This window comes from Enterobacter cloacae complex sp. 385G4 (assembly GCF_057320665.1).
Genome location: NZ_JBXWDD010000001.1, coordinates 80,138 through 107,033 on the forward strand (window position 1 = coordinate 80,138; position 26,896 = coordinate 107,033).

General features: G+C 53.6%; 30 protein-coding genes and 3 pseudogenes. 19 read left to right on the forward strand and 14 right to left on the reverse strand.

The features are described from left to right. Positions 1 to 72: 72 nt before the first annotated feature. From lolC to cobB, 5 genes are read left to right on the forward strand one after another with little or no spacing between them, the layout of a single operon-like run. Complete coding sequence (gene lolC, locus AC2FAJ_RS00435) at positions 73 to 1,272, forward strand: lipoprotein-releasing ABC transporter permease subunit LolC (protein ID WP_485453697.1); 1,200 nt, start codon at positions 73 to 75, stop codon at positions 1,270 to 1,272. Then, the gene (gene lolD / locus AC2FAJ_RS00440; RefSeq protein WP_008500772.1) at positions 1,265 to 1,966 is read left to right on the forward strand and encodes a lipoprotein-releasing ABC transporter ATP-binding protein LolD; all 702 of its coding nucleotides are present in this window, start codon (positions 1,265 to 1,267) and stop codon (positions 1,964 to 1,966) included. Before lolC ends, lolD begins: the two co-directional genes overlap by 8 nt. Beyond that, the gene (gene lolE, locus AC2FAJ_RS00445; protein ID WP_485453698.1) at positions 1,966 to 3,210 is read left to right on the forward strand and encodes a lipoprotein-releasing ABC transporter permease subunit LolE; all 1,245 of its coding nucleotides are present in this window, start codon (positions 1,966 to 1,968) and stop codon (positions 3,208 to 3,210) included. The genes lolD and lolE overlap by 1 nt, the downstream gene beginning before the upstream one ends. 54 nt (positions 3,211 to 3,264) lie before the next feature. After that, positions 3,265 to 4,176, forward strand: coding sequence for an N-acetylglucosamine kinase (gene nagK, locus AC2FAJ_RS00450; RefSeq protein ID WP_193357901.1), 912 nt, complete (start codon positions 3,265 to 3,267; stop codon positions 4,174 to 4,176). A gap of 14 nt (positions 4,177 to 4,190) precedes the next feature. Beyond that, positions 4,191 to 5,012 (forward strand): Sir2 family NAD+-dependent deacetylase, encoded by an 822-nt coding sequence (gene cobB, locus AC2FAJ_RS00455; RefSeq protein ID WP_041910499.1) that lies wholly within the window; start codon positions 4,191 to 4,193, stop codon positions 5,010 to 5,012. 39 nt (positions 5,013 to 5,051) lie between these two features. Here cobB and potD read toward each other — a convergent pair whose 3' ends face one another. Genes potD through potA form a run of 4 tightly spaced genes read right to left on the reverse strand, consistent with a single transcriptional unit; the run spans position 5,052 to position 8,860 of the window. After that, positions 5,052 to 6,086, reverse strand: coding sequence for a spermidine/putrescine ABC transporter substrate-binding protein PotD (gene potD / locus AC2FAJ_RS00460; RefSeq protein ID WP_028012743.1), 1,035 nt, complete (start codon positions 6,084 to 6,086; stop codon positions 5,052 to 5,054). Beyond that, positions 6,083 to 6,874 carry a spermidine/putrescine ABC transporter permease PotC gene (gene potC, locus AC2FAJ_RS00465; protein WP_048956794.1) on the reverse strand — a complete coding sequence of 264 codons (792 nt, stop codon included), beginning with the start codon at positions 6,872 to 6,874 and terminating at the stop codon, positions 6,083 to 6,085. Before potC ends, potD begins: the two co-directional genes overlap by 4 nt. After that, on the reverse strand, positions 6,871 to 7,728 hold the full coding sequence (potB, locus tag AC2FAJ_RS00470) for a spermidine/putrescine ABC transporter permease PotB (RefSeq protein WP_041910497.1): 858 nt from the start codon (positions 7,726 to 7,728) through the stop codon (positions 6,871 to 6,873). Before potB ends, potC begins: the two co-directional genes overlap by 4 nt. After that, positions 7,712 to 8,860: a spermidine/putrescine ABC transporter ATP-binding protein PotA gene (gene potA / locus AC2FAJ_RS00475; protein WP_485453982.1), complete on the reverse strand. Its 1,149-nt coding sequence runs from the start codon at positions 8,858 to 8,860 to the stop codon at positions 7,712 to 7,714. The genes potB and potA overlap by 17 nt, the downstream gene beginning before the upstream one ends. 237 nt (positions 8,861 to 9,097) lie before the next feature. On the opposite strand from potA, the gene pepT reads away from it, so the two are divergent. Continuing rightward, a complete protein-coding gene (pepT, locus tag AC2FAJ_RS00480; RefSeq protein ID WP_485453699.1) occupies positions 9,098 to 10,321 on the forward strand; it encodes a peptidase T in 1,224 nt (407 codons plus the stop codon). Positions 10,322 to 10,363: 42 nt separating this feature from the next. Here the strand turns inward: pepT and AC2FAJ_RS00485 are convergent, their stop codons facing one another. The 10 genes from AC2FAJ_RS00485 to AC2FAJ_RS00530 form a co-directional block, all read right to left on the reverse strand. Then, a complete protein-coding gene (locus AC2FAJ_RS00485; protein WP_485453700.1) occupies positions 10,364 to 11,485 on the reverse strand; it encodes a ribosomal protein uL16 3-hydroxylase in 1,122 nt (373 codons plus the stop codon). A 90-nt stretch (positions 11,486 to 11,575) separates the two neighbouring features. Then, positions 11,576 to 13,039, reverse strand: coding sequence for a two-component system sensor histidine kinase PhoQ (phoQ, locus tag AC2FAJ_RS00490; protein WP_485453701.1), 1,464 nt, complete (start codon positions 13,037 to 13,039; stop codon positions 11,576 to 11,578). After that, positions 13,040 to 13,711, reverse strand: a complete 672-nt coding sequence (gene phoP / locus AC2FAJ_RS00495; protein WP_025911763.1) for a two-component system response regulator PhoP — start codon at positions 13,709 to 13,711, stop codon at positions 13,040 to 13,042. 73 nt (positions 13,712 to 13,784) lie between these two features. Continuing rightward, complete coding sequence (locus AC2FAJ_RS00500) at positions 13,785 to 15,071, reverse strand: site-specific integrase (protein WP_248199315.1); 1,287 nt, start codon at positions 15,069 to 15,071, stop codon at positions 13,785 to 13,787. After that, positions 15,071 to 15,286 (reverse strand): excisionase family protein, encoded by a 216-nt coding sequence (gene xisR / locus AC2FAJ_RS00505; protein ID WP_010429804.1) that lies wholly within the window; start codon positions 15,284 to 15,286, stop codon positions 15,071 to 15,073. Before xisR ends, AC2FAJ_RS00500 begins: the two co-directional genes overlap by 1 nt. Before the next feature lie 61 nt (positions 15,287 to 15,347). Next, positions 15,348 to 15,587 (reverse strand): DUF4060 family protein, encoded by a 240-nt coding sequence (locus tag AC2FAJ_RS00510; protein ID WP_062936208.1) that lies wholly within the window; start codon positions 15,585 to 15,587, stop codon positions 15,348 to 15,350. Further along, positions 15,574 to 17,478: an exodeoxyribonuclease VIII gene (locus AC2FAJ_RS00515; protein ID WP_234105999.1), complete on the reverse strand. Its 1,905-nt coding sequence runs from the start codon at positions 17,476 to 17,478 to the stop codon at positions 15,574 to 15,576. The genes AC2FAJ_RS00510 and AC2FAJ_RS00515 overlap by 14 nt, the downstream gene beginning before the upstream one ends. Before the next feature lie 222 nt (positions 17,479 to 17,700). Further along, entirely contained in the window at positions 17,701 to 17,973 is a 273-nt protein-coding gene (locus AC2FAJ_RS00520) for a hypothetical protein (protein WP_234106000.1), read from the reverse strand. 377 nt (positions 17,974 to 18,350) lie between these two features. Continuing rightward, on the reverse strand, positions 18,351 to 18,632 hold the full coding sequence (locus AC2FAJ_RS00525) for a hypothetical protein (RefSeq protein ID WP_234106001.1): 282 nt from the start codon (positions 18,630 to 18,632) through the stop codon (positions 18,351 to 18,353). A 276-nt stretch (positions 18,633 to 18,908) separates the two neighbouring features. Further along, the gene (locus AC2FAJ_RS00530) at positions 18,909 to 19,328 is read right to left on the reverse strand and encodes a helix-turn-helix domain-containing protein (protein ID WP_047749229.1); all 420 of its coding nucleotides are present in this window, start codon (positions 19,326 to 19,328) and stop codon (positions 18,909 to 18,911) included. 77 nt (positions 19,329 to 19,405) lie between these two features. Here AC2FAJ_RS00530 and AC2FAJ_RS00535 point away from each other — a divergent pair, with 77 nt between their 5' ends. From AC2FAJ_RS00535 to AC2FAJ_RS00595, 13 genes and pseudogenes are all read left to right on the forward strand, one after another. Continuing rightward, positions 19,406 to 19,618, forward strand: a complete 213-nt coding sequence (locus tag AC2FAJ_RS00535) for a Cro/CI family transcriptional regulator (protein ID WP_234106002.1) — start codon at positions 19,406 to 19,408, stop codon at positions 19,616 to 19,618. Continuing rightward, complete coding sequence (locus AC2FAJ_RS00540) at positions 19,618 to 20,067, forward strand: toxin YdaT family protein (RefSeq protein WP_234106003.1); 450 nt, start codon at positions 19,618 to 19,620, stop codon at positions 20,065 to 20,067. Before AC2FAJ_RS00535 ends, AC2FAJ_RS00540 begins: the two co-directional genes overlap by 1 nt. A gap of 16 nt (positions 20,068 to 20,083) precedes the next feature. Next, positions 20,084 to 20,341, forward strand: coding sequence for a DUF4222 domain-containing protein (locus AC2FAJ_RS00545; protein WP_234106004.1), 258 nt, complete (start codon positions 20,084 to 20,086; stop codon positions 20,339 to 20,341). Then, complete coding sequence (locus AC2FAJ_RS00550; RefSeq protein WP_234106005.1) at positions 20,338 to 21,291, forward strand: helix-turn-helix domain-containing protein; 954 nt, start codon at positions 20,338 to 20,340, stop codon at positions 21,289 to 21,291. Before AC2FAJ_RS00545 ends, AC2FAJ_RS00550 begins: the two co-directional genes overlap by 4 nt. A 29-nt stretch (positions 21,292 to 21,320) precedes the next feature. Then, positions 21,321 to 21,977 (forward strand): DUF1627 domain-containing protein, encoded by a 657-nt coding sequence (locus tag AC2FAJ_RS00555; RefSeq protein WP_234106006.1) that lies wholly within the window; start codon positions 21,321 to 21,323, stop codon positions 21,975 to 21,977. 171 nt (positions 21,978 to 22,148) lie between these two features. Further along, a pseudogene (locus AC2FAJ_RS00560) lies at positions 22,149 to 22,406 on the forward strand (hypothetical protein); the annotation flags it as partial. Then, complete coding sequence (locus AC2FAJ_RS00565) at positions 22,402 to 22,614, forward strand: hypothetical protein (protein WP_234106061.1); 213 nt, start codon at positions 22,402 to 22,404, stop codon at positions 22,612 to 22,614. The pseudogene AC2FAJ_RS00560 and the gene AC2FAJ_RS00565, both read left to right, overlap by 5 nt. 419 nt (positions 22,615 to 23,033) lie before the next feature. Further along, on the forward strand, positions 23,034 to 23,390 hold the full coding sequence (locus AC2FAJ_RS00570) for a hypothetical protein (protein WP_234106008.1): 357 nt from the start codon (positions 23,034 to 23,036) through the stop codon (positions 23,388 to 23,390). 188 nt (positions 23,391 to 23,578) lie between these two features. Continuing rightward, positions 23,579 to 24,033, forward strand: a pseudogene (locus tag AC2FAJ_RS00575) (NinB/YbcN family protein). Positions 24,034 to 24,223: 190 nt separating this feature from the next. Further along, positions 24,224 to 24,547 carry a LexA family transcriptional regulator gene (locus tag AC2FAJ_RS00580; protein WP_234106009.1) on the forward strand — a complete coding sequence of 108 codons (324 nt, stop codon included), beginning with the start codon at positions 24,224 to 24,226 and terminating at the stop codon, positions 24,545 to 24,547. A gap of 173 nt (positions 24,548 to 24,720) precedes the next feature. Beyond that, positions 24,721 to 24,939, forward strand: coding sequence for a hypothetical protein (locus tag AC2FAJ_RS00585; RefSeq protein WP_234106010.1), 219 nt, complete (start codon positions 24,721 to 24,723; stop codon positions 24,937 to 24,939). Between the two features lie 144 nt (positions 24,940 to 25,083). Next, a complete protein-coding gene (locus tag AC2FAJ_RS00590; protein WP_234106011.1) occupies positions 25,084 to 25,380 on the forward strand; it encodes a Ref family recombination enhancement nuclease in 297 nt (98 codons plus the stop codon). Next, positions 25,373 to 26,896 (forward strand): annotated as a pseudogene (locus tag AC2FAJ_RS00595) (DNA cytosine methyltransferase); the annotation flags it as partial. The gene AC2FAJ_RS00590 and the pseudogene AC2FAJ_RS00595, both read left to right, overlap by 8 nt.

Sequence of the window (26,896 nt, forward strand, 5' to 3'; positions counted from 1 at the left end):
GTTTCAGTCATTTACCCTTAACGGATTCGCTTATATACTCGTGGGTCTGCTATCAGCAAACAGACGGACTTCATGTATCAACCTGTCGCACTCTTCATAGGCTTACGCTACATGCGTGGGCGCGCCGCGGACCGCTTCGGTCGCTTTGTCTCCTGGCTTTCGACTATTGGCATTACGCTCGGCGTGATGGCACTGGTGACGGTGCTTTCCGTCATGAATGGCTTCGAGCGCGAGCTGCAAAACAACATCCTGGGGCTGATGCCGCAGGCCGTTCTCTCATCGAATAACGGTTCCGTTAACCCGCAACAGCTGCCGGAAAGCGCGGCGAAGTTACAGGGCGTCACGCGCGTTGCGCCCTTAACCACTGGCGATGTGGTGCTGCAAAGCGCCCGCAGCGTGGCGGTCGGCGTGATGCTGGGGATTGACCCGGCGCAAAAAGACCCGCTGACGCCGTTCCTGGTTAACGTGAAGCAAACCGATCTGGAAGCCGGAAAATACAACGTGATTCTGGGGGAGCAGCTTGCCGGGCAGCTTGGCGTCAACCGCGGCGATCAGCTGCGCGTGATGGTGCCGTCCGCCAGCCAGTTTACGCCAATGGGTCGCCTGCCGAGCCAGCGCCTGTTTAACGTGATTGGTACTTTTGCCGCCAACAGCGAAGTTGACGGCTATCAGATGCTGGTGAACATTCAGGATGCGTCACGCCTGATGCGTTACCCGGCGGGAAATATCACCGGCTGGCGCCTGTGGCTCGATCAGCCGCTGAAGGTCGATACCCTCAGCCAGCAAAAACTGCCGGACGGCACCAAATGGCAGGACTGGCGCGAGCGTAAAGGCGAGCTGTTCCAGGCCGTGCGCATGGAAAAAAACATGATGGGGCTGCTGCTGAGCCTGATCGTCGCCGTGGCTGCATTTAACATCATCACCTCGCTGGGCCTGATGGTGATGGAGAAGCAGGGCGAAGTCGCCATCCTGCAAACCCAGGGTTTGACGCCGCGCCAGATCATGGCGGTCTTTATGGTGCAGGGGGCCAGTGCAGGCATTATCGGCGCGCTGTTGGGCGCCGTGTTCGGCGCACTGCTTGCCAGCCAGCTTAATAATTTAATGCCGATCATCGGCGCGCTCCTTGACGGCGCGGCGCTGCCAGTGGCTATCGAGCCGCTGCAGGTGGTCGGAATTGCGCTGGCCGCGATGGCCATTGCGCTGCTTTCTACGCTTTATCCTTCCTGGCGCGCTGCCGCCACTCAACCCGCTGAGGCTTTACGTTATGAATAAGATCCTGTTGCAATGCGACAACCTGTCCAAACGCTATCAGGAAGGCACTGTGCAGACTGACGTGCTGCACAATGTGAGCTTCAGCGTGGGCGAGGGCGAGATGATGGCGATTGTCGGCAGCTCCGGCTCGGGCAAAAGTACGCTCCTGCACCTGCTGGGCGGGCTGGACACGCCAACCAACGGCGACGTGATCTTCTCCGGTCAGCCGATGAGCAAAATGTCCTCTGCGGCGAAGGCCGAGCTGCGTAACCGCGAGCTGGGCTTTATCTACCAGTTCCACCACCTGCTGCCGGACTTTACGGCGCTGGAAAACGTGGCGATGCCGCTGCTGATTGGCAAAAAGAAACCGGCAGAAATTAACGCCCGCGCCAGCGATATGCTGAAAGCGGTAGGGCTGGGCCACCGGGGAAATCACCGCCCGTCGGAGCTGTCCGGTGGCGAGCGCCAGCGCGTGGCGATTGCCCGTGCGCTGGTCAACAACCCGCGCCTGGTGCTGGCGGATGAACCGACCGGTAACCTGGACGCGCGCAATGCGGACAGTATCTTCCAGCTTCTCGGCGAGCTGAACGCCTCGCAGGGAACCGCGTTTCTGGTGGTGACCCACGACCTGCAGCTGGCAAAACGCATGGGTCGCCAGCTTGAGATGCGCGACGGCCATCTGAATGCGGAACTGACCCTGATGGGGGCAGAGTAATGGCTTCACCGTTATCGTTACTCATCGGGTTACGCTTTAGCCGCGGCCGCCGTCGCGGCGGTATGGTGTCGCTGATCTCCGTTATCTCCACCATCGGTATTGCGCTGGGCGTGGCGGTCCTGATTGTCGGCTTAAGCGCCATGAACGGCTTCGAGCGCGAGCTGAATAACCGCATTCTTGCGGTGGTGCCGCACGGGGAGATCGAGCCGGTTAACCAGCCGTGGGCCAACTGGAGCGATGCACTCACCAAAGTGGAAAAAGTGCCGGGCATTGCCGCGGCCGCGCCATACATTAACTTTACCGGGCTGGTGGAGAGCGGGGTTAACCTGCGCGCCATCCAGGTTAAAGGGGTCAACCCGGCCCAGGAGGAGCGGCTCAGCGCGCTGCCGAAATATGTTCAGAACGGCGCGTGGGTGAACTTTAAGGCCGGCGAGCAGCAGATCATTATGGGTAAAGGCGTTGCCGATGCCCTGAAGGTGAAGCAGGGCGACTGGGTGTCAATCATGATCCCGAACGCCAGCGCCGATCACAAACTGCAGCAGCCAAAACGCGTGCGCCTGCACGTCACCGGTATTCTCCAGCTGAGCGGCCAGCTTGACCATAGCTTTGCGATGGTTCCGCTGGAAGATGCGCGCCAGTATCTCGACATGGGCGACAGCGTGACGGGCATTGCCATTAAGGTGAACGACGTCTTTAACGCTAACAAACTGGTGCGTGATGCCGGCAGCGTCACCAATAACTATGTCTACATCAAAAGCTGGATCGGCACTTACGGCTATATGTACCGTGATATCCAGATGATCCGTGCGATCATGTATCTGGCGATGGTGCTGGTGATTGGCGTGGCGTGCTTTAATATCGTCTCGACGCTGGTCATGGCGGTTAAGGACAAAAGCGGCGACATCGCCGTGTTGCGTACCCTCGGGGCAAAAGACGGTCTTATTCGCGCCATCTTCGTCTGGTACGGTTTGCTGGCAGGGCTGTTCGGCAGCCTTTGCGGCGTGGTGATTGGCGTGGTGGTTTCTCTGCAGCTGACGCCGATTATCAACGGGATTGAAAAGCTTATTGGTCACCAGTTCCTGTCCGGTGACATCTATTTTATTGACTTCCTGCCGTCTGAACTGCACTGGCTGGACGTTTTTTATGTGCTGGTTACAGCACTTTTACTGAGTCTGCTGGCAAGCTGGTATCCGGCGCGTCGCGCAAGCCGAATTGATCCGGCGAGGGTATTAAGTGGCCAGTAATTACGTCATGGTGTAGCGGTCCTGAGGCCGCTATGTCAGAAAGAGGAATGCGTTATGTATTATGGATTTGATATTGGCGGCACCAAGATTGCGCTCGGCGTGTTTGATAAAGACCTCAAACTGCAGTGGGAAACCCGCGTTCCCACGCCGCGTGAAAGCTACGATGAATTTTTAACCGCTATTACTGCGCTGGTGGCGCAGGCGGATGAACGCTTTGGCGTAAAAGGCAGCGTCGGCATTGGTATTCCGGGCATGCCCGAAACCGACGACGGTACGCTGTATGCCGCCAACGTGCCTGCCGCCAGCGGTAAACCGCTCCGCGCCGACCTCTCGGCCCTCCTTAAACGCGACGTGCGTTTAGATAACGATGCCAACTGCTTTGCCCTCTCTGAAGCCTGGGACGATGAATTCCGCCGCTATCCGCTGGTGATGGGGCTGATCCTCGGTACCGGCGTAGGCGGGGGGATTGTCATCAACGGCAAGCCGATTACCGGGCGCAGCTACATCACCGGGGAGTTTGGTCATATCCGTCTCCCGGTGGATGCGCTGGAGGTGGTGGGGCGTGATTTCCCGCTGACCCGCTGCGGCTGCGGCCAGCACGGCTGTATCGAGAATTATCTCTCAGGACGCGGGTTTGCATGGCTTTACGAACACTTCTATCATCAGAAACTTGAGGCCCCTCAAATCATTACCCTGTGGGAGCAGGGGGATGCGCAGGCGCGTGAGCACGTCGAGCGCTATCTGGATCTGCTGGCGGTGTGTCTGGGAAATATTCTCACCATCGTCGACCCGGATCTGCTGGTGATCGGGGGAGGGCTGTCAAACTTTACTGCGATTACGGAACGGTTGTCCGGGCGTCTGCCCCGACATTTATTGCCGGTCGCCCGCGTGCCGCGCATTGAACGCGCGCGACACGGGGACGCGGGAGGTATGCGCGGAGCCGCATTCCTTCATCTCACCGATTAGTTTACGAGGTCTTTATGCTGTCGCGTCGCCAGGGTCGACTCAGCCGTTTTCGCAAAAACAAACGCCGCTTACGAGAGCGCTTGCGCCAGCGGATCTTTTTCAGAGACAGAATCATGCCAGAAGCGATGGATAAACCCAGAGTGGTGGTACTGACCGGGGCGGGGATCTCCGCCGAGTCAGGAATTCAAACCTTCCGTGCGGCAGACGGGCTGTGGGAAGAGCACCGCGTCGAGGACGTGGCGACGCCGGAAGGCTTTGCCCGCGATCCGGATCTCGTGCAGGCGTTTTACAACGCTCGCCGTCGGCAGCTTCAGCAGCCTGAGATTGCCCCGAACGCGGCGCATCTGGCGCTGGCAAAGCTGGAAGAGGCGCTCGGGGACCGTTTTCTGCTGGTGACGCAGAATATCGACAACCTGCACGAGCGGGCCGGTAACAAGAACATCATCCACATGCACGGTGAGCTGCTCAAGGTTCGCTGCGCCTGGAGCGGCCAGGTGCTGGACTGGAAAGAGGACGTGCTGCCAGAGGACAAGTGCCACTGTTGCCAGTTCCCGTCGCGCCTGCGTCCGCACGTGGTCTGGTTTGGCGAAATGCCGCTGGGGATGGATGAGATCTACAGCGCGCTGGCGATGGCGGACGTGTTTATCGCTATTGGCACATCAGGGCACGTTTACCCGGCGGCGGGGTTTGTTCACGAAGCGCGACTGCACGGGGCGCATACGGTGGAGCTCAATCTGGAGCCGAGCCAGGTGGGCAGCGAGTTTGAAGAGAAGCAATATGGTCTGGCGAGCGAGGTGGTGCCAGCGTTTGTAGATAAGCTTCTGAAGGGGCTGTAAGAGTAACGGGCGACGTTGCGTCGCCCGTTATGTATTGCATTAACGACCTGCTTTTAACTTCTGATAATACTCTTCGTAAAGGCGGCTCGCGTCGCCTACATCGTTCTGCCATTCTCCTTTGCTGATGGTTTCGGCATCCGGATAGAGTGACTTATCGTTAGCCACGTCAGGCTTCAGCAGCTTGCGGGCGGCCAGGTTTGGCGTCGGGTAGCCAATCGTCTCAGCAACCTGTTTCGCCACGTCCGGACGCAGCAGGAAATTAATCAGCTTCAGCGCACCGTCCACGTTCTTCGCGTTGGCTGGGATCGCGAGGCTATCCATCCAGAAGATCCCGCCTTCCTTCGGCCAGACCACCTCCAGCGGCGTCCCGGCCTGACGGGCAACATACGCAGAGCCGTTCCACACCATCCCCAGGTTTACTTCGCCTTCCATATACGGGTTTGCCGGGTTATCAGAGTTGAATGCCGCCACGTTAGGCATCAGCTTTTTCAGCTCGTTGTAAGCCGCGTCGATCTCTTTCGGATCGGTGGTGTTACCGGAATAGCCAAGCTTACGCAGCGCGATCTGGAACACTTCACGCGCGTCATCGGTTAACAGCAGGCTGCCTTTGTATTCCGGTTTCCATAGATCCGCCCAGCCGGTGACCGTTTTAGGATCGATGGCCTCGCTGTTCACGCCAATCGCCGTCGCCCCCCAGATATACGGAATGGAGTAGTCGTTATTCGGGTCGAACGGCTTGTTGAGCATCTCAGGATCGAGGTTTGAAAAATTAGTTAGCTTCGTTTTGTCGATCTTCTGGATCATGCCCTCTTTGCGCATTTTATCGACAAAGTAGGTGGAAGGAACCACCAGATCGTAGGCGCCGTCCTTGTAGGTTTTGAGCTTGGCGTACATGGTTTCATTCGACTCGTAGGTCGAGTAGATCACCTTGATGCCCGTCTCCTTTGTGAACTGTTCCAGCAGGCCCGGCGGTACGTACTCGGTCCAGTTGTAGAAGTAGAGCGTTTTGCTGTCATCAGCGTGCGCGGCACCCATGCCGAGCACCAGCGCCGCAGCGGCGAGCATTTTTTTCATTTCATTGTCCCCTGAGATTTTGTTTTATCACGAGCAATAACCTGGCTGGCGATCACCAGAACCAGCGAAAACAGCAGCAGAATGGTCGCCAGCGCGTTCACCTCCGGTGAGACGCCAACTTTTACCATCGAATAGATCTTCAACGGCAGAATTTCGTAGCTCGGCCCGGTCACGAAGGAGGAAACCACGACGTCATCCATCGACAGGGTAAAGCTGAGCAGCCATCCGGCGGCGACGGCAGGCATCGCCAGCGGCAGGATGATTTTGCGCAGGATGATCATCTCGCTGGCACCCAGATCTTTCGCCGCCTCCAGCATGCGCACGTCGAACCCTTTCAGACGCGCGTAGACGGTGACCACCACAAACGGCAGGCAGAAGGTGATATGGGAAAACAGCAGCGACCAGAAGCCAAGCTGTACGCCCAGCAGCATAAACAGCACCAGCAGCGAAATCGCCATCACGATGTCCGGCGACATCATCACTACAAACAGCATGCCGCTGACGAACGGCTTGCCGCGAAAACGGTAGCGATACAGCGCCACGGCGGTCAGCGAGCCAATCAGCGTGGCGAAGGTGGCGGAGACGATCGCCATCGTCAGCGAGTGCTGTGCGGCCTGCAGCAGGCTGTCATTGTTCATCAGCAGGCTGTACCAGTTGGTGGTAAACCCCTGCCAGTTGATCCCGAACCGCGAGCTGTTAAACGAGTTCACGATCAAAATGATAATCGGGATATAAAGGTAAGCGTAAATGGCGGTCATAAAACCGCCGCGAAGCAGTCGACCGATCATTCGAGTTCCACCTTCTTGTTGAGCAGGCGAGAAGCGCGCCAGTAGACGAGCAGCATCAGCCCCATCACCACCGTGAGCGTAATGCTGGTCGCGGAGCCGAACGGCCAGTCGCGGATGTTCAGGAACTGACTCTTGATCACGTTCCCAATCAGCAGGTTTTTCGCCCCGCCCATCAGGTCAGACACGTAGAACAGGCCCATCGCCGGGAGCATCACCAGCAGACAGCCCGCAATAATGCCGGGCATGGTCAGCGGAATGATAATGCGGATAAAGGTCTGCAGCTTGCTGGCCCCCAGATCTTTTGCCGCTTCCAGCAGCGGTTTATCGAGCTTCTCAATGCTGGAGTAGAGCGGCATCACCATAAACGGCAGCAGGATATAGACCAGGCCAATGATTACCGCACCTGGGGTAAACATGATGCGCACTGGCGTATCAATCACGCCCAGCCACAGCAGAAACGCGTTGAGGTAGCCTTTGGTGCTGAGGAAGATTTTCAGCCCGTAGATGCGAATCAGCGAGTTGGTCCAGAACGGCACAATCAGCAGAAACAGCAGCAGCGGGCGCACCTTTTGCGGCAGTCCCGCCAGGAACCATGCGAAAGGGTACCCCAGCAGCAGGCAGGCCACGGTGGCAATCAGCGCCATATTGAGCGAGTGCAACAGCACGTCGAAATAGAGCGGATCGAGCAGGCGCGCGTAGTTGTCCAGCGTAAAGACCAGCGAAACGAAGTTTGCATCGTCGCGGGTCAGGAAGCTGGTGGCGATGATCATCAGGTTGGGTAAAAAGACAAATAACACAAGCCAACCGACGATAGTGGCAATGACCACCTTCTGGAACTTACTTGTGTTCTTCATCAGCCAGCACAACCTCCCAGCTTTCTACCCAGTTGATAACCATTTTCTGGTCAAGAGAGTGGTCAAAGTCAGGATCGTCCTCGTTAAAGAATTCGCTGACCATCACCATTTTGCCGTTCTCCAGTTCCACAACGGACTCGAGGGTCATCCCTTTATAGTTACGTTCGCGAACGTAACCGATCAGACCTTCGACGTCGGCCGTGTCGTGGATCTCATCAACGCGGAGATCTTCCGGGCGCAGCAGGACGTTGAGTTTTTGTCCTTTCTCGACGGCAAAGTTCACGGTGATAATGCAGTCGCGTCCCTCGACGTTCGCGCGAACGCGCTGTGCATCCAGACGCTCAAGTACGGTGGCGTTGAAGATATTGATCTCGCCAATAAAGCTGGCGACAAACAGGTTTTTCGGCTCTTCGTATATTTCACGCGGCGTACCGTCCTGTTCAATCTTACCGTCACGCATTACCACGATACGGTCTGACATGGTCAGCGCCTCTTCCTGATCGTGGGTGACGAAGACAAAGGTGATACCGAGCTTGCGCTGTAGCGCTTTCAACTCGTTCTGCATCTGCTTGCGCAGCTTGTAATCCAGCGCGGAGAGGGATTCATCCAGCAGAAGCAGGCGCGGTTTATTGACGACCGCGCGGGCAATGGCCACGCGCTGCTGCTGACCGCCGGAGAGCTGGTGGGGCTTTCGCTGGGCAAACGTCTCCAGCTGAACCATGCGCAGGGATTCGGTGACGCGCGGTTCGATCTCATTAGCCGGGGTTTTTTGCATCCGCAGGCCAAACGCCACGTTCTCAAACACGGTCATGTGCGGGAACAGGGCGTAGCTCTGAAAAACGGTATTGACGTGGCGATCTTCGGCAGGAACCTGGGTTATGTCCTGGTTCTCAAGATGGATGCGGCCATTATCAACGCTTTCCAGCCCGGCGATAAGGCGCAGTACGGTGGTTTTGCCGCAGCCGGAAGGGCCAAGCAGCGTAAGAAACTCACCATCATTGATGGTCAGGTTGAGGTCGGAAATGACGTCTTTGCCATCAAAGCTTTTACGAATTCGTTCCAGTTGCACCAGCGGTGAACGAGAACGGGATTGTGTATTCAATTTTTGCGCTGTCCCATATAGACGCCTCAGGCAGCAGACTGAAGCGGGGTTTGTGTGTAACCACCTTGGTGACTCGTAATGAGGGCGGACATTCTACGGCAATCCCCCGTAATCGCCAATCCTTGTCACTGATTCATAAGCTACATTTATTAACGCATAAAGATATAAACGTAAAAAGTTCTCGTTTGCGGGATAAAAGTGACCTGACGCAATATTTGCGTTTTGATGCTTACTGATAATGTTGTCACAAAAAGTGAGGGTGACTGCATGGATAAATTACTTGAGCGTTTTTTACAGTATGTTTCGCTGGATACCCAATCTAAGCCGGGTGTCCGCCAGGTGCCAAGCACCGAAGGCCAGTGGAAGTTGTTAAACCTGCTCAAAGAGCAGCTTGAGGCCATGGGGCTGGTCAACGTCACGTTAAGCGAAAAAGGCACTGTGATGGGAACGCTGCCGGCGAATGTGCCGGGTGATATTCCGGCGATTGGCTTTATTTCTCATGTCGATACCTCACCTGATTTTAGCGGCAAACACGTGAACCCGCAGATCGTGGAAAACTACCGCGGCGGTGATATCGCGCTGGGGATTGGCGACGAAGTGCTCTCTCCGGTGATGTTCCCGGTGCTGCACCAGCTGCTCGGCCAGACGCTGATCACCACCGACGGCAAAACGCTGCTGGGGGCGGATGACAAGGCGGGCATCGCGGAAATCATGACGGCGCTGGCGGTGCTGAAAGGTAAAAACATCCCGCACGGGGACATCCGCGTTGCTTTTACCCCAGATGAAGAGGTGGGTAAGGGCGCGAAGCACTTCGACGTGGACGCTTTTAACGCGCAGTGGGCGTATACTGTCGACGGCGGTGGCGTGGGCGAGCTGGAGTACGAAAACTTCAACGCGGCGTCGGTGACCATAAAAATTGTCGGAAACAACGTTCACCCAGGGTCTGCCAAAGGGGTGATGGTGAACGCGCTGTCGCTGGCGTCGCGTATTCATGCGGAAGTCCCGGCGGAAGAGAGCCCTGAACAGACAGAGGGGTACGAGGGCTTTTATCACCTCACCAGCATCAAAGGCACCGTGGACAGCGCGCAGATGCACTACATCATCCGCGATTTTGACCGTAAAGCTTTTGAGTCGCGCAAGCGCAAAATGATGGAGATCGCCAAGAAGGTTGGGAAGGGATTGCATCCTGACTGCTATATTGAGCTGATCATTGAAGACAGCTATTACAATATGCGCGACAAGGTGATGGCCCATCCGCACATTCTGGATATCGCCCAGCAGGCGATGCGAGACTGCGATATTGAACCGGTCTTAAAACCGATTCGCGGCGGTACTGACGGCTCGCAGCTGTCGTTTATGGGGCTACCGTGCCCAAACCTGTTTACCGGGGGCTATAACTACCACGGCAAGCATGAGTTTGTGACGCTGGAAGGGATGGAAAAGGCGGTGAAGGTGATTGTGCGCATAGCCGAGTTAACCGCGAAGCGGTAAGAAAAAGCCCGGTGGCGCAGCGCCACCGGGCATTATCACAACTCAGTCCTCAAAGAACCAGTACCCGCTGTTGACCAGCGCGGCCAGCATCGCGAGGAAGGATGGGTCTTCCAGCGCGTCGCCAAAGGTTTCTGCAGTCAGTATCATATGGCTGGCAATGGCTTCCAGTGCCGGGCGGTGCGGGGAGTCGAGCTTCTCACCGTTGACGAAGACCTCTTCACCAATGCGCAGCACGCGTAATCCGCCCAGACGAACCAGCTTGTCACCCTGCAGCAGCGCATCATAGATCTCATCTGCCTGATACGGCGGCTCCGGCGGTGCAACGTCCAGCTCGTGACGTGACTGGCTGATAAATTCGCCAAACCACTGCCTGAAATGTTCCGGCTCGTTGATCAGATCCAGCATCATGCCGCGCAGCTTATCCAGCTCTTCTGGCACGATGTCTGCCGGATGCTCGCGCGCAGGCACATCCGGATCGCTGTAGCGATAGCTTCCCAGCTCGCGCTGCAGGACATAGTCGGCAAAGCCGCTGATCATCTCGCGGCCGCTCGGCGCGCGGAACCCGACAGAGTAGTTCAGCGAGTTCTCCAGGGAGTAACCTTCGTGAGGGAATCCTGGCGGAATGTAGAGAATATCGCCTGGCTCCAGCTCTTCGTCGATAATGCCTTCGAACGGATCCACCTGAAGCAGATCCGGGTGCGGGCAGTGCTGCTTCATCGGCACTTTTTCGCCCACGCGCCAGCGGCGGCGGCCCGTGCCCTGAATGATAAACACGTCGTACTGGTCCAGATGCGGACCCACGCCGCCGCCAGGTACGGAGAAGGAGATCATCAGATCGTCCATTCGCCAGTCTGGCAGGGCGCGGAACGGGCGCATTAGCGCGGCAGTCGGCTCGTGCCAGTGGTTAACCGCCTGCACCAGCAGCGACCAGTTGCTTTCGCCGAGATGATCGTAGCTTTCGAAAGGACCGTGGCTGACCTGCCATTTCCCGTCCTGGTGGCTGACCAGACGGCTGTCGACTTCGTTTTCCATGGCCAGACCGGCCAGCTCGTCAGGTGAGATAGGGTCGACAAAGTTGCTGAACCCGCGTTTCAGAACCACCGGGCGCTTTTGCCAGTAACGTTCAATAAACTCGGGCCAGTTAAGTGTTAAATGATAATCCATATTTTTTTATCCGCAGGCTCTTACTGACTCGGATTATAACGGAAGCTCAGCCCCCCGGCTGCGAGATCCTCGCATTTTTCACATAACGGGTTAACTATCATCCGATGTGGGCTGCTGACGACCAAAAATCACTTCCATTCTGGCCCCGCCGAGCAAGCTTTCGCTGGTTTCGATTTTTCCGTCATACTGGTCGACAATCTCACGGGCGACGGCTAAACCCACGCCCTGACCGGGGCGCAGCGTATCCGCTCGCTGACCGCGATCGAACACCACATCACGTTTATTAAGCGGGATCCCAGGGCCATCATCCTCAACGATAATGTGTAACTCGTTATCCGTCTGGCGCGCTGATACTTCAACAAACTCCAGGCAGTATTTACAGGCGTTATCCAGCAGGTTGCCCATCACTTCCATAAAGTCATTTTTTTCGCCTACAAAGCTAATTTCAGGCGAAATATCGAGGCTGATGTTCACCCCTTTACGCTGATACACCTTGTTAAGTGCGGACGTGAGATTATCCAGCAGCGGGGCCACCGGGTGCAGCTCGCGGCTCAGGAGCGCGCTGCCGGAACGCATGCTGGCGCGATGCAGATAGTAGCCAATTTGCTGCGAGATTCGGCTGATTTGTTCCAGCATCACCGGCTCGGCATCGTCGACGCTCAGCCTTGAGCTGCGCATGGAACGCAGGGTGCTTTGCATTACGGCCAGCGGCGTTTTCAGGCTGTGGGTGAGGTCGGTCAGGGTCGTACGGTACTTATCATAGCGTTCACGCTCGCTTTTCAGCAGGCGATTGAGGTTACGCACCAGGCTGGTCAGCTCACGGGTGGTTTCCGGATTGAGCTTTTCACGATGATGTTCCTCAAGCTCGCGCACCTCTCGCGCGAGGGACTCAATAGGGCGCAAGCTCCACCACGCCGCCACCCAAAGCAGCGGGATCACCAGCAGCAGGTTTGCGGCCAGAACATAAACGAACCAGCCCCAGACCTTATAGGAACGTTTTAGCTCAACCGGAATGGTGTCGATCACCACAATGGTTAACTGCGGCATGTTCATGGTCGCCGGGTAGATATTGATCGCCACCGAGTGCGTCATTCCCGTCTCGGCATCGTCAGCCCGGATTTCATTGAGCTTTTGTTGCATCGAGCGATCTTCGCGAATCAGCGTGCTGGTGGTATTGAGATCGGCTTCTATCTCATGAAACCCGTTGGTTTTGAGCCACTCCGGACGAATGCTTTTCGCCAGCCACGGAATATCGCGTTGCGCCCAAAGCAACTTTCCCTTTTCATTGTAAATCAGGGCTAAAGTAGGACTCTGTTGATCCAGGTTCTCTGGCATTTCAACGGTGATGTGGTTGTCTTCCCATGTGGCCAGGGTATAAAACAGATTACTTTCGCCGCGTAACAGTCGAAAGGTCGTTTTATCGAAGCTGACGCTGTAGCCCACCAGGGCGACCAGACCGTAGGAGAGCGACAGCACCAGCACCACCGCGGCCGTTGCCAGTAAAAAACGAACCCGCAGCGAGAGGGGCAGAATGTGGCGCAAAATCCGTCTCATTTAGCGTAATTCGAACAGGTAGCCCTGGCCGCGAACGGTCGTAATCACGTCCTGCGGATACTGCGCCTGAATTTTCTTACGCAAACGGCCCATCAGCACGTCTATGGTGTGACTCTCGCGCAGCTCAGCGTCAGGGTAGAGCTGGAGCATTAAGGAGTCTTTGCTCACTACTTTTCCGCTGTTACGGATCAGCGTTTCCATAATGGTGTATTCGAACGCGGTGAGCTTGATCACTTCATCGTTAATCGACAGCTCGCGACGGGAGAGATCCACCTGGAAAGGCGGAATGGAGATAACCTGTGAAGCCAGCCCGCTGTTGCGGCGTAACAGCGCCTGCATGCGCGCCGCCACTTCTTCAATGTGAAACGGTTTGGTGACGTAATCATCCGCACCGGCGCTGAGCACTTCAACTTTGTCCTGCCAGCCTTCGCGGGCGGTGAGAACCAGAACCGGCAGGGAAACGTCATGGCTGCGCCAGCGACGAATTAACGACAGGCCGTCTTCATCAGGCAGGCCTAAATCGACAATGGCGATGTCCGGCAGGTGTTCATTGAGATAATAATCGGCTTCTTTTGCATCTTCAGCATCATCCACCTGATGTCCCATCTCCTGAAGCTGAACCTTCAGGTGGTGGCGTAGCAATGCGTTATCCTCAACAACCAGTACGCGCATCATCTTTTCTCCGGGAATAAATAGTATGAATAGTTTAACGCTGATTATGGAGTTTGGAACCAGCGCTATGAAATTAAATGACTTTTTTCATGCTCCCTATGCCCTGGGGGCGTCCTGGGGGCAAAGCTGTCGGCATCTGATTGTTCAGCATGTTGACCTGATCCTGGTTCATATCGCCAATCCACTTCGAATAAACCTCATACACCATACGCGCATCCTCATGGCCCATCTGGCTGGCGATAAAAGACGGGTTCGCGCCGGCCATAAGCGTCCAGCAGGCGTAAGTGTGCCGGGACTGATAAGGGTTTCTCTCACGAATACCTGAAAGTTTAGTTCCCTGTCGCCAGCCATACGAAATCGAATTTTTAGAAAAATAGCTCTCATTTACTGAAGATTTCTTTTCCGGCGAAAAAACGAAACGCAGATTTTGTTGTTCGGTTTTACCTATTTCGCGATGATGAAAAATAATTTGCTGGCGCGGGTTGTTGCCGGTGATGTCGTACTGCTCCAGCAGCGCATCATGCGCGGGCTTGAGCAACGTGATCGTTCTGATTCCCGCATCTGTTTTCGGCGGCACAAATACCCGTTTGTTTGTCAGACTCCTGGACACGTGAATCTCACCTTTTTTCAAATCAATGTCATCCCACGCCAGGGCGCAAATTTCGCCGGGCCTCATTCCCGTATGCACGGCAACGATGATGATCAAAGCCAGTTTGCGGGGAAGGGCTGCAATTAGCGCCTGGTACTCATGAAGTAGAAGCGGATCGGGGTCTGCCTTAGATAGCTTGAGCCTGGACACGCCCTCATAAGGAGCGTGTAATATAAACTGACTTCGATTAGCAAGCTTCAGCATTTCTGATAAAACAGCCATCTGTTTATTGACTGTTGAGGGCGCGCGCCCCTTTTTAACCAGATTAGGCATAGAAGGGTTTAACACGCAGCCCGTCAGCAGCTCTTTGCGATAATGCAGTATGTCGGCGTGTTGAATATCAGCCAGGGGGGTATTTTCTCCCACTACACGCTTCAGGGTGTTAACTGCAGATGTGAGTGAATGCAGAGTAGCTCCTGACACCTCCAGTGCTTTTGTCTCGATGAAAAAATCGCTCAGTTCACTGAACGTCGCGATCCGCTTTGTTGATGAGAATTTTTTAAGAGCCTTTGACTCAGGGAATCGCGCCGCATAGTCGAACTGGCCGAACTGGATCTCACTTACGATGACGGCGCGAAGGTTTCCCGCCTTCTTGATGTTGCTGCTGTTAACCACCCAGCCACGGAGAACTTCGCGGCAGCGAATGCCGCGATAGGTAAACGTGATCCTGATTTTTCCGTTATGAAGTTCAACGCCGGTTGGAAAGTTCATCATGCTTCCTGAATAAATCTATTAATCAGCGGAAAGTTGTACCAGACCAAAGCGCGTTTGCTTTCCCCACCGGGTACCGCGGGTACTCGCTTAAAATGAACCCCTTCAATCCAGCATCCGAGGCGATAAGCTTTTATTTGCCTGTCATCCAGCCCCGTTTTCTCAGTTAGCTTTCCCGCCACCATCCACTCTTCATCGAAAATGATTTGCGCCATGCTTAACTCCATGACGCCGCCACGATACCGCAGCGGCAGATAGTATATTGATTGTCAAAAATCACCTGCCAAGTCCGGGGAGGCACTGGAGGTGCCTGGCACCGGTCATTGCCGTTGCCACATAACTACGGGGGCGGTTAACAACCTCGACCGTAATTTTTCTCCCTTGGATCTTGACGGTGTAAAACGTCTGTTTGTCGCTGCGGCCATGCTCGCCGTATTTGTCGAGATGGCATTTTAGGGCGGCGGCACATGCAGGCCCGCCGATGCTGTCTCCCTTGCTTCGGTTAATCAGACGCACAGGAGCCTTCCTGATGGTTGATCACGCCGCGGGCAAGCCCGGCGGCCATAGCCGGTAATTCCTCATACTGATTGCAATATGCCGGGTTGGAACATAAGCCCTGCAGTGCTGCAATGGTCAGCTGCTGCAGGTAGGTAAAAGACGAAAGCGGAGCGTTTGTTTCAGGTGCTGGTTCGGGCCGTGCTTTCGGCTTTGCATTAACGGCCGGTGGATCGAGCACTACAGATTTTGGTGGTGCCGGGCGGCGGTATTCAACGATCGCATCAAGGGCGATTTTCTGACGCACGCTGATATCGTCAGACCAGCTATCCAGCATGGTGGTTGCCACGTCGTGGATCTCCTCGTCGGAGAACTCAGGAGACAGGCAAAATTCTGTGGTGTTGATATCGGCCATTAGCAGCGGAATAACATCAGAAACGAGTTGGCCGGTGCATGCCACCACACCTTCTGCTTCTTCTTTCCCCATGATGTTGGTGCGTCCAGAAATAAGATCATTAAGCGCATGCAAAATCGCAAAGTCGCGATCATTTGGTGCAGGTGGTAATTCCTGTTTTTCAACCTCATTTGAGGGGGAATTATTAATCAGTGCATCAACAGAGAAGACTCCGCCGCCCAGGTTCTCCACCCGTGGTTGGTCAATCGCTTGCTCTTCTGGTGCCGGGCTCTGAGCGAATGCCTCGTTGAGTTCTTTGTTGAGTTGCGCAGCTTTGCCTGGGCAAACTGCTGGTGGCAGAGCTTCGCCCGGTACAGTCGATTCGGTTTCATCATTTTCTTTTTTCTCAACATTAGTGCGAGGTTTAGGGCGGCAGGCTATATCAACCGTTTTCTGGTCAGGGTTCGCATGGTCACGTTCAACCAGCTCGCGATTGATGTATTCACGCAAGGCAACAGGATCCATCCAAATGTCCTCCGGGGCGGATTTAATCAGGGCGATAATGGCCGCACGGGAATAATCCAGAATGCCTGGGGTGCTGCGCAGTTTTTTCCACCACGCTGTAAAACGGGTGTCCTGTTCTGCTTCGGCCATGGCTTTCGCTGGAATCATGTATTTATTCGGGATCCAGTAAATGTCGATCTCGTCGTACATGCTCAGAATGGCAACAGCCACTTCGATACGCAGCGTAGAGAGGTTATGAACCAGATCCGGGCTGCGGTCTGTCTTGTTACCACCGCCCAGTGTGGAGCCGGTGTCTGTACGGTTTTCTTCTGAGTTAGTGCTGTCAGCCAGAGGTCGCTTATCAACCGGGGTATCGATCCATTTAGCGATCTGCTTTTTGATGTCCGGCCACTGTGCAGAGTCTTTTGTATTTTCACGTATCCATGCGAGCAGCTGCTCCTGCCGTTCCGGAGCCAGCGCCAGCGCGCGGGTCTCTTTCGCCAGTGCTTCTGCAAGCTCGCGGGCAAAGCTGGGTTCATCATCATTCTTCAGATCGACGATCTGGCCGTACTGCGCTGTAGTGATTCCAGGGACCGGGCCGAACAGTGCCAGGCAAGCTGCACGGGATGCCACGTCGAGCTGCGCGACAGTTTTAATTTCTTCCACTGCCTTGTTGTCGTCCCATTCCGTCTTTTCTTCAGATTCTGGCTGTGGTGCCGCAGCTGGTTCACCGCGGTTGGTATTCCAAACAACGTGCTCACCAAAGAAATCAGGGCAAAACACATCAAGCTCAGGGCAAGGGAGATCTTCATGGTGCTCCCAGATTTTAACCTTAAAATAATCATCAATATGTTCAGGATGCTCAGCCGCCAGCCTGCCGAAAATAACGGCTTCAGCGATGGCTTTTGTGGCCGCATTAACTGCGGTTGCAAGTGGTTTTAAATCTGGATGTTTTTTTAATGCTTTATCTTTTGGGAAATAAGCACCACCAAATACTTTTAACTCAACAGACATAACAACCTCGTTTAATATTTGAAAAATGATGTTGAATGAAATGGCTTGCGGCTGCCGCGTTTTACCTTTCTTAAATCGTCACGCTTTTCTCTTTTTTCATTGCATTGCTCACATAAATAAATCGTGCGCTTAAAGGGATATATATCTGTTTTCCTTTCATGCATTTCCGATTTTTTATATTCGTGGCAGCAAACAGCGCAATGACAAATGATGACATCCATATCAGTTAAGTTGTTGGCGTTTGTGATCGTAATAAGACATGCCACAAGCGTCCTGCGCTTCTGCGAAGTTCACAGACAGCAAACTAATATGTTTAACAGCGCAGGCTGGGCAATCGAACTCCCCGAGTACGTAGCCACCATCAATCACAACGGTAACAGGGCCAAAGGATGACAAATGAACCACGCCTGAAATAGCACCGTTTACATTAAAGGTTGCAAGGTCTTTATTCACGATTGCCAGGCTCAATTCTACGGTAGTAATAGTTGCTTTCATTGTATGATCCTTAATTTAATGTGTGAAAATCCCTGCCGTTTAAGGCACGATTTTTTATCGTATATAATTAAATGACAGTCAGGTTGTTGCGTTTATATCGACGCTATCAACCTTCAGAGTTCAGGGTTGCCTTTTTGAGCCAGTAAATAACAAAGTTGTCGCAGTTTTATTTCAAACCAGTTAAGGCGGACTGCCTGTTGCCGTGAAGGTTGACGATTAAAGTCTGTCATAATGAATCCCCTATGAAGGTTATTAACAGCCATCTACAATTTTCGATTGCCCACAACTGGAAGCACACTCCGCCAGCTAACAAACCAATCCCCATTAGTGAAAGGGTGGAATGCGCTTCCATGTTGCAGACAAGTTTTCTGCGAGGTTTAAGCAAGTTCAGTCAGTGTCTTACGCATCTCCTGGCTAATGTTTCTGCCAGCCCTTTCGCAACGAACAAGCAATTCTTCAGCGTCAGAAAGGTGGTTGTATAACGCGGTCAATTCATCAAAATAAATACCAATTCCGGCATCAGCGGCCAGCATTGTATCTTTAAGATGATCGATATCTCCACGCAGTGAACTAGCCATTTCTTGCGCTTTAATTGCTAACTCCGTTACAACGCCAGCATTCACATACCGAACTGCTAAATCTAAATGTTTTTTGGACATGTTTTCCTCTCACACATACTGCTGAGCCTATCTATGCGAATCATCCGGTCATTCATACGCCACCGGCGGCTACTTCATGGGCATCCTGCCTGTTCGCTTTTTTCACCCTTATCGCCGGGTAGGCGGAACGTTTACTGATTACTGCTGTTAAGTTTTGATAACGCTGATTGTTATTTAAACCTAACAAATCGTCAAGTTTAAATTTCGCAAAACCTAACGGAAGGGGTGCGGAAAACGCAAAAAGGCCGCTGCGGGAGCGGCCTATAGGGGTGAAAATTATTTGATGTCGAGGTTTTTGAGGATCTGCAGGATTTCTTCTTTGCTTTTGGTTTTTATGAGGTCATTGAACGTTTCATCATAGTCCTTGACCTTATCCCGCAAATTGATGATGTGTTGCTCTTTCTCTGCATTAGGAAGCTTATCGAAGAGCTCTAGAAGCTGATGCTGCTGTGGGGATAACAATCTGTAAGATTCGGCTGGTGGTGGTTCATACCCCTCATCCCCCTTAATAATCCAGCCAGGCTCTACGTTCAGTGCTGCAGCTAGTTTGAAAAGGTTATCGCCTCTCGGTGAGGTTTCATCACGTTCCCATTGAGAGATTGTGACATGGGCAACCCCAGCCTGTTTACCTAGGCTGCGCTGGGTATATTTCAAGGCAGAGCGCCGTTCTTTTATACGCTGACCGATCGTTTTCATAGTTCGGAAATCCTAACGCGCATTGACTCTTGTTTCCTTAACATATAAAGTTAGGAAAACTTACCAAGGAGAACCCAATGAAAACCGAAGATGTAATAAGACACTTTGGGAAAAAAGCCAATGTGGCGAGAGCTCTCAACATCGCTCGATCCTCTGTCAGTGAATGGGGGGAGTTGGTCCCCGAACGACGAGCCGCGCGACTGGAAAAAATAACGGGTGGCGCATTGAAGTACGACTCAGTTTTGTATGAGCACAAAGATAACCCGAAAGATTCAAAGGAGTCTGACTGATGGAAATCAAAAAGCTGGCATGCGAGCTGGAGTCCTGGGCGCAGGAAAAGGGCTGGAAGACGGTCACGCAACTGATAACCCCGCATCACTTCGGTGATCTGCTTCAGCCACTGGATAACGTGACGGACCCTGTCGAGTATGCGCGCCGACTGCACAACAACAAGCAGGTTATTCAGCGCGCCTTCAGAAACGATACGCCGAATTATCTCAAGCAGGCAGAGGCGCTGAGCTATGCCATCCGTACCGCCATAGATAACGAGCTGGAGCAGAAGGACTGCATGCTCTACCGGGCCGCCAGAGTGAACAAAGAGTGTATCGAAGCTACCAACGCTGTATTCACCGGGAAACCGCAACCGGTAATCAGGCGAGAAACTCTGGAAGCGATAGACGCGCTGGCGCAGCTGGTGGGCGTAAAGGTTCAAATCATGAACAGCCATCGGGCTGCATAACGTTCTGGAGGCAACTATGCGTACTTCTCAGGAATTAGCGAGCGCACTGGCAGAGCGCATGAAAAACGCGATGAATAACCGACCCGCTCAGGAGCCAGTGGATCGCCGCAGTGAAATTGTTCCTGGGAAGCGGTACCGCGACGAACGCGGGCGCATGGTGACTGTTTTACGTGCATCCCAGCTCCGCGTGTCATATCGCCGGGAGGGGCACACCGGCGTCAGTGAAACAGGGCGCCGAGAGTTTGAAATTAAGTTCACTGAGGTGAAGTCGTGAGCGTGAAATTATCTTCCTGGGTGTGGGACGGTTGTGCCGCACAGGGTGTCAAGGGCATAAAACTGCTGGTTATGGCTCGCCTGGCCGATTTTAGCTCGGATGAGGGGGTGTGCTGGCCGTCTGTTGCCACCATTGCCCGCCAGCTTGGGGCCGGGCGCAGCACTGTGATAACTGCGATAACCCAGCTTGAGGCAGACGGATGGTTAACCCGTACCGAACGTCGAAACGGCCAGCGCAGCGGCACTAATTTATACACGCTGAATGCTGAAAAATTACGCACGGCGGCAGCATATTTTCAGAGTTCAGATTCTGAACGTTCAAAATCTGGACACCCATTAAACAAGGGGTTAGCCAACCCTGATGATTCAAATTCTGGACATTCAGGTTCTGAACGTTCAAATCCCGAACGTTCAGAAAACGCGAATAAACAGGGTTCTCAGGGTTCAGAATCTGGACACGATCCGTCAGTAACTACAGATCCATCATTAAAACAGATCTCTTCGTCCGGAAATTCTGGCGAATCTCCAGACGGCGAAGATTCAGCCAAAAAAATACCGGCCATGAAAAAATGGGGCACACCAGAAGATCATCAATGCGCAAGCTGGATATTTTCCAGGATCCGAACTCTGTATGAACAAGCAGCCGAAACCGATGGTGAAGTTGCTCGCCCAAGAGAACCAAACTGGAACGCATGGGCAAACGAGATCCGGCTGATGCGCACTATCGACGGGCGCACACACCGCCAGATTTGCGACATGTTCAAGCGAGTCCAGAGCGACCCGTTCTGGTGCCGAAACGTGCTAAGCCCCGCGAAGTTGCGTGAAAAATGGGATGACCTGGTACTGAAACTGGCACCTGTCGCTCATATCGGAGTGATGCGTAGTTCTTTTGACGATGAATATTACAAAAATGACATTGAGGCCGCGGCAAAAGCGGGCTTCAGGGTCTGATCTAACTGAATTTTATCAGGAGAATATTTATGGAAACCGTACTTGATGCACTGAAAGCCATGAAAAAAGCGACATATCGCGAAGTTGCTGCCCGTCTGGAAATCGAGCCCGTTGAAGCGCTGAACATGCTGCGCGAGCAGAAAGAGCAGGGACTGTGTGATTTTGCGGACGGCGGCTGGTTCCTCGGTACCGCGACAGAGCAGAAGCCGAAGCGTATCAGACCCAAGCAGCAGTCGCCGCTGGTTGAGAGGGTGCTGTCAGCAATGCAGGGCCAGGGGGCCATGACCGCCAATCAGGTCGCAGAAAAACTGGGTAAAGGTTCGCGAGCCCTGAATGCTTCGCTGGGTGCAATGTGCAAGGACGGTCTGGTCCTGCGCCATGTTGACGGTAAAAACATCACCTGGAGCCTGGCGGGTGAACCGGCAATAAAGCCAGAGCAGCAGGAGCCAGCACCAGAGGTTAGCGAGCAAGCAGCAGCGCCAGCCTGCAAATCCACCTCCGAAATTATTCAGGATATCCCAGCCTTCGCCAGCCGCCCTGATGACCTGATTATTCCGTCATCGCGCTATATCTCGACCGAAATCCGCCGCACGAAAGCCAAGCTGGCTAACCTGCAGCGTCTGCAGGGGGCCGTTCGGGAGCTGCGCCGCCATAAGCATCTGCTGGAGGGGCTGGGGAATGACTGATTTACCGAAATGCCCTGTTTGCAGAATGCCTCCTGCACTGAGGGTTCGCAGCCGGGGAATGAACTGGGGTTCGGCAGAGGTCCGCTGTTCTAACGGTTGTCCTGGCATCCGCGCCGGGTTCGCGTTTCCGCCAGATCACGAGGCTCAAGCCCGTAAAACCCTGTGCGAAAAATGGAAAAAGCTGGTGGAGGCAAAGTGAGAAATTTATTACTTCTAAAATGCACAAAAGATACCGCAGGCTGGTGGACTGAAGGGGAAACTTACCCAGCCCGTGTAGTTGCTGGTGGTTTCGTTCTGGTCGGTGACGATGAAGAACTGGACGGAGAGGGATGGAGCGCAGCACCGATGGAATACCGTGAAGATGGTTCAGTGCTTTATCAGGTTGGCGGCGTTGATGGTGAGGTTTTGTTTGAGGAGACACCTAATGAGCAACAAGCACCACAACTTATTAGGCGTTCCGAAACACGCCAATCAGCACCGCTTGTCTCGTCTGACCATGGAAGTGCATACCGATGAGCTTCGAATTTTAGCATCAGAGATAGAAAGCTATACCGACGAGTTGATAGCAGCGCTAGAAGCCGCAGAGAAGCGGATCGCAGAGCTGGCTGCGATGATTGCTGCAGCACCTAAAGTCTGAAAAAACCATATGTTGTATAGTTGAATCTTAAGGCGAACACTTGTTTAATAGTTTTGTCCCCGCGAGAGATCCAGAAAGGAGGGCCTTATTTTGTCCGAGTTTTTGTATTCCCCCGCATGCCGCTGCAGAGCGCAACATCTGAGTGTCTGACCAGGGGATAGAACAAGATTGGATAGTGGGCAAAGAGTGGCGACGGAGGCTGTGCCGATGTCTACCAGTTCACCCTGGGGGTGTTCAGCTCTTGCCTTCAGTGTTGCGATTGAAGGTTAACCCATGAAAACCCGAGAGGTCAGACAACCAATTTGCCAGAGGAGCATGCCCGGAGATATTCCGGCCAGCCAACCGAAAGCGATGCGAAAAAGCATAAACTCGGCCCTCCAGTCGCCCACGTAAAACGATTTACTTAAAACGGCAACTCCATGGATACTTTACTTGTATGGATGGCAGAACGTCTGCATGGGTGGAATAAAAATAAGTCCGATCTCAGGCTGAAAGCTATCAAGGGATTAACCACTGCAATTTCTGCTACAGTTATATACACAGAGAAACTGAAGCTCGGTGAGCCAAACGACACGGAACAGGAAGCACTACTTTATAAGCTTTGGTATGAAGCATCTTCTGAAGTTATTGATTATGATCGGAAGCTGGCTAAAAGATGTTTAGACAAGTCAGAGTATTGGCTTAACTCGAATTTTTACAATCCAGAAAAAGTTAAAGAATTAAACATTTCCCTGGTTGGCATGAAAGCCACTCTTGAACAAATCAAACACAACTAAGAACTTTTCTTTTACATAATCAATCCGCCATAATCATGTCATCGGAGCCAGAACAACTCCGGTGACTTCTGCGCATTTAAGGGGACTTAAATGCGACCACAATCTGAACTCCTCACCTTGTTACAGATGCAGAAATGCATCTGTGATTTTGTGCATTCTACGGTTTCCGTCCAGGAGGCCGTAAGGGCCTGCCTGTAGATGGCTTCAAACTCCATCGCGGTAACTTCGCCGCTATCGGCAAGCAGATTCAGCCACTACTGGATTCCGGGCAATGCTTCCGTCTGCAGGTGAAGTCGTGGCGGGAGAAGCTCAGCTTGGCTCAGAACGAGCTCAGCCACTTGTGGTAAACGTAAGTCAGCTAATACTTTATTGCCCGAGGCAAGACCTTCGCTAGGCCGGGTGTGGCAAGGACGCGATGAAGCATACCTATCTCGGCTACGAAAACAATGACTGGGGGACGTCGTGTCCGGCTAGGTAACTGCTATGCAAACCCTGCGCCATACGTCCGAGCTGGAAGCCGGCGAGATTTACATCTTCCTGTGCAAAGTCGAGGCCTGGGCGATGAGCATCTGCTGCCATGCGACTATCCCCCCAATATTGCAAGTACCAGCGGTTGCGCGATAAGCATGAGGTAAAAACGTAAACCTGATGGAGCTGTTATTAGGGGCAGTATAGCTAGTTGTTTTAAACCTACTGGAGATCGTGGCTATGAGAGGAATTGATTGTTAATTAAGCATTTACCCGCTCCGGCGGGTTTTTTACGCCCAAAATCTTGACCCTCATTTTTTTGGTGTTACTGTATAAATATACAGTAATTATCAGGGGTGGTTATCATGGGTTTTCCATCACCAGCAGCAGACTACGCAGAACAGGCGCTCACTATCACCAGCCTTTGCGGCTATGACGGCAACTGCCTCACCATCGAAACATCAGCCGGGTACGCGATCATAAACGTCGCCAGAGAGCCGGAAGTGGGTGACACCGTCCTGATTTCGTTCTGCGGCAGTCTGGACATCGCAAAAGTCCAGGGGAAGGTATTGATCACTCAGGATGGAGAGGCTATCGAGGGCGATGCGCTGGACGATGCGACCGTAATGGGCGTGGTAACGCACCTACTAAATCCTGTGACAGATACTGACAATCGGCCTGTGATTTAAAAGGCTGGATCTGATTCCTGTGTCTTGAAAGCAGATCGGTTAGACAGGTCAATTATGGTTAATTGATCTTTCTAACCTATTAGACATCTGGTTAGCGGAAACCTAAATGAAATCAGTTCACAGGGAGAAAAGGACCGCCCCCGCAAGGGGAAATCCATTTTAGGGAATTGCCCATGAAATTGAATGAATTTGCTAACGGTCTCACCAAAGACGGACTGCTTGTTTTATGTCTTAGCGATGGTGAAATCACCGACTACCTGGTGACCAGCAATGCCTTGCGCACACTGATTCGCCGGGAAGGTGACAGACTTTCATCCCAGGTTCTGGGTGATGAAGACCGGGTTGTAAACCTAAACTCCTTGCGAAATGACCTTAAGGTTTTCAAGCCGTAAGTGTTGATTTATAATAATCAAACGGGCTGAACACCCACTGATTACTGCGCCAACCTGAGGAATCAAAATGGCGCAGAGCATTACCCCAAATCACCTTCACCGCACGATTACGCGCGGTGTTTCTGCTTGTGCTGGTGGTCCGGCATGAATAAAGCAGATAGCCTCCATCTTTCACGTGTGGCCGCACTGGGCTGCATAGTGTGCAGAAATCAGAACCTGGGCGAAACGCCTGCGGAAATCCACCACATCCGAACCGGACAGGGCACAAGCCAGCGCGCTGACCATCGGAAATCAATTCCCCTGTGCCATATGCATCATCGCAACGGCGGTTATGGTGTGGCGGTTCATGCTGGCCGCCGTGCGTGGGAAATGAAGCACGGCACCGAAGCAGAGCTGCTGGTGCAGGTTCTCTATTTGCTGGGAGAGCCTGCCGATGAATAAGCCAGTCAGTTATGGCTCAGTGTGCAGCGGCATTGAGGCCGCCAGCGTGGCATGGCATTGCCTGGGCTGGCAGCCAGCATGGTTCGCTGAGATAGAAAAATTCCCCTCCGCTGTTCTGGCGTACCGCTGGCCGGACGTCAGCAACCTGGGCGACATGACGCAAATCGCCGCGGCAATCCGTGCCGGAAAAATCGAAGCGCCTGATGTGCTGGTGGGGGGCACCCCTTGCCAGGCGTTCAGCGTTGCGGGTTTACGTAATGGGCTGGCAGACGAACGCGGCCAGTTAACTTTGGCTTTTGTGGAACTGGTTAATGCTATCGATGAAAAACGCAGAGAACAGGGAAAATCACCCGTTATCGTCATCTGGGAAAACGTACCCGGCGTATTCAGCAGCAAAGATAACGCTTTCGGATGTTTTCTTGCAGGGCTTGCCGGCGAGAGCTGCGCGTTGGAATCACCAGGGAAGCGATGGTCAAACGCTGGTTATGTGCTGGGACCAGAAAGAGCTATTGCCTGGCGAGTGCTCGACGCTCAATTTTTCGGAGTGGCCCAACGACGCAGACGTGTGTTTATTGTCGCAACAACTCGAGGGGATATCGATCCCGCAAAAATTCTTTTTGAGTCCGAAGGCCTGCGCCGGAATTCTCCGCCGCGCAGAGAAACGACGGAAATCGTTGCCGCCCTTACTGCGCGAGGCGTTGGAACATGTGGCGCAGACGACAACCAGGCACAAGCCGGCCATCTTCAGGCAGTAGTTGGCACTATTGCAGCTCATTCATTTACTGGCGGCGCGGGTGGAAGACCGGAAGGGGCCGCAGCTGGACATTACATCCCCGTAGGAGCTTTCCGCATGAGGGCGTTTGGCGAATACGTGAATGATGGGACGGGATCAACCTGCAAAGCACGGGACCATAAAGACGCTACTGATTTGGCCGTTATGTCGGTGCACGGAACGCAGGACCTCGACATTCTGAAAAATATAGCCCATACGCTGGGGCGTAATCATGGTCAGGAAAATGCGGTTATCGCGTTTAGCTCTAAGGATAGCGGACACGATGCCTTCTGCGAAATTTCACCAACGCTTCGCGCCGGCAACAGCTTACATGGAAACCAAAATGCTGGATCTCCTCCCGCAGTAGCTTACGCATTCAAAGCCGGGCAGGGCGCAAAAGCCCATGGAATAGGTTATGCCTGCGAGCAGGCACCTACGCTTACCAGCGCCAATAGCGGGAGCAATCAGGCCCCTGCAATCATGCAAAATATGGCAGTTCGCCGCCTGACTCCTGTCGAGTGCGAACGCCTGCAGGGCTTCCCCGATAACCACACCCTGATCCCCACACAAAAACGTAAGCAGCTCACCGCTGAAGAATATGCCTACCTGCGCCACCACCGGCCTGAACTGACTGCAGAGCAGGCTTACCGCCTGGCCGCTGATGGACCGCGCTATAAAGCGATCGGAAATTCAATGGCGGTACCGGTGATGCGCTGGATCGGCTCCCGCATACAGGAGGCGCTG

Coding starts and splice junctions, on each gene's coding strand:
- lolC (WP_485453697.1), top strand. CDS start 73: ATGTATCAACCTGTCGCACTCTTCATAGGCTTACGCTACATGCGTGGG.
- lolD (WP_008500772.1), top strand. CDS start 1,265: ATGAATAAGATCCTGTTGCAATGCGACAACCTGTCCAAACGCTATCAG.
- lolE (WP_485453698.1), top strand. CDS start 1,966: ATGGCTTCACCGTTATCGTTACTCATCGGGTTACGCTTTAGCCGCGGC.
- nagK (WP_193357901.1), top strand. CDS start 3,265: ATGTATTATGGATTTGATATTGGCGGCACCAAGATTGCGCTCGGCGTG.
- cobB (WP_041910499.1), top strand. CDS start 4,191: ATGCTGTCGCGTCGCCAGGGTCGACTCAGCCGTTTTCGCAAAAACAAA.
- potD (WP_028012743.1), bottom strand. CDS start 6,086: ATGAAAAAAATGCTCGCCGCTGCGGCGCTGGTGCTCGGCATGGGTGCC.
- potC (WP_048956794.1), bottom strand. CDS start 6,874: ATGATCGGTCGACTGCTTCGCGGCGGTTTTATGACCGCCATTTACGCT.
- potB (WP_041910497.1), bottom strand. CDS start 7,728: ATGAAGAACACAAGTAAGTTCCAGAAGGTGGTCATTGCCACTATCGTC.
- pepT (WP_485453699.1), top strand. CDS start 9,098: ATGGATAAATTACTTGAGCGTTTTTTACAGTATGTTTCGCTGGATACC.
- AC2FAJ_RS00485 (WP_485453700.1), bottom strand. CDS start 11,485: ATGGATTATCATTTAACACTTAACTGGCCCGAGTTTATTGAACGTTAC.
- phoQ (WP_485453701.1), bottom strand. CDS start 13,039: ATGAGACGGATTTTGCGCCACATTCTGCCCCTCTCGCTGCGGGTTCGT.
- phoP (WP_025911763.1), bottom strand. CDS start 13,711: ATGCGCGTACTGGTTGTTGAGGATAACGCATTGCTACGCCACCACCTG.
- AC2FAJ_RS00500 (WP_248199315.1), bottom strand. CDS start 15,071: ATGAACTTTCCAACCGGCGTTGAACTTCATAACGGAAAAATCAGGATC.
- xisR (WP_010429804.1), bottom strand. CDS start 15,286: ATGGCGCAAATCATTTTCGATGAAGAGTGGATGGTGGCGGGAAAGCTA.
- AC2FAJ_RS00515 (WP_234105999.1), bottom strand. CDS start 17,478: ATGTCTGTTGAGTTAAAAGTATTTGGTGGTGCTTATTTCCCAAAAGAT.
- AC2FAJ_RS00520 (WP_234106000.1), bottom strand. CDS start 17,973: ATGAAAGCAACTATTACTACCGTAGAATTGAGCCTGGCAATCGTGAAT.
- AC2FAJ_RS00525 (WP_234106001.1), bottom strand. CDS start 18,632: ATGTCCAAAAAACATTTAGATTTAGCAGTTCGGTATGTGAATGCTGGC.
- AC2FAJ_RS00530 (WP_047749229.1), bottom strand. CDS start 19,328: ATGAAAACGATCGGTCAGCGTATAAAAGAACGGCGCTCTGCCTTGAAA.
- AC2FAJ_RS00535 (WP_234106002.1), top strand. CDS start 19,406: ATGAAAACCGAAGATGTAATAAGACACTTTGGGAAAAAAGCCAATGTG.
- AC2FAJ_RS00540 (WP_234106003.1), top strand. CDS start 19,618: ATGGAAATCAAAAAGCTGGCATGCGAGCTGGAGTCCTGGGCGCAGGAA.
- AC2FAJ_RS00545 (WP_234106004.1), top strand. CDS start 20,084: ATGCGTACTTCTCAGGAATTAGCGAGCGCACTGGCAGAGCGCATGAAA.
- AC2FAJ_RS00555 (WP_234106006.1), top strand. CDS start 21,321: ATGGAAACCGTACTTGATGCACTGAAAGCCATGAAAAAAGCGACATAT.
- AC2FAJ_RS00565 (WP_234106061.1), top strand. CDS start 22,402: ATGAGCAACAAGCACCACAACTTATTAGGCGTTCCGAAACACGCCAAT.
- AC2FAJ_RS00570 (WP_234106008.1), top strand. CDS start 23,034: ATGGATACTTTACTTGTATGGATGGCAGAACGTCTGCATGGGTGGAAT.
- AC2FAJ_RS00580 (WP_234106009.1), top strand. CDS start 24,224: ATGGGTTTTCCATCACCAGCAGCAGACTACGCAGAACAGGCGCTCACT.
- AC2FAJ_RS00585 (WP_234106010.1), top strand. CDS start 24,721: ATGAAATTGAATGAATTTGCTAACGGTCTCACCAAAGACGGACTGCTT.
- AC2FAJ_RS00590 (WP_234106011.1), top strand. CDS start 25,084: ATGAATAAAGCAGATAGCCTCCATCTTTCACGTGTGGCCGCACTGGGC.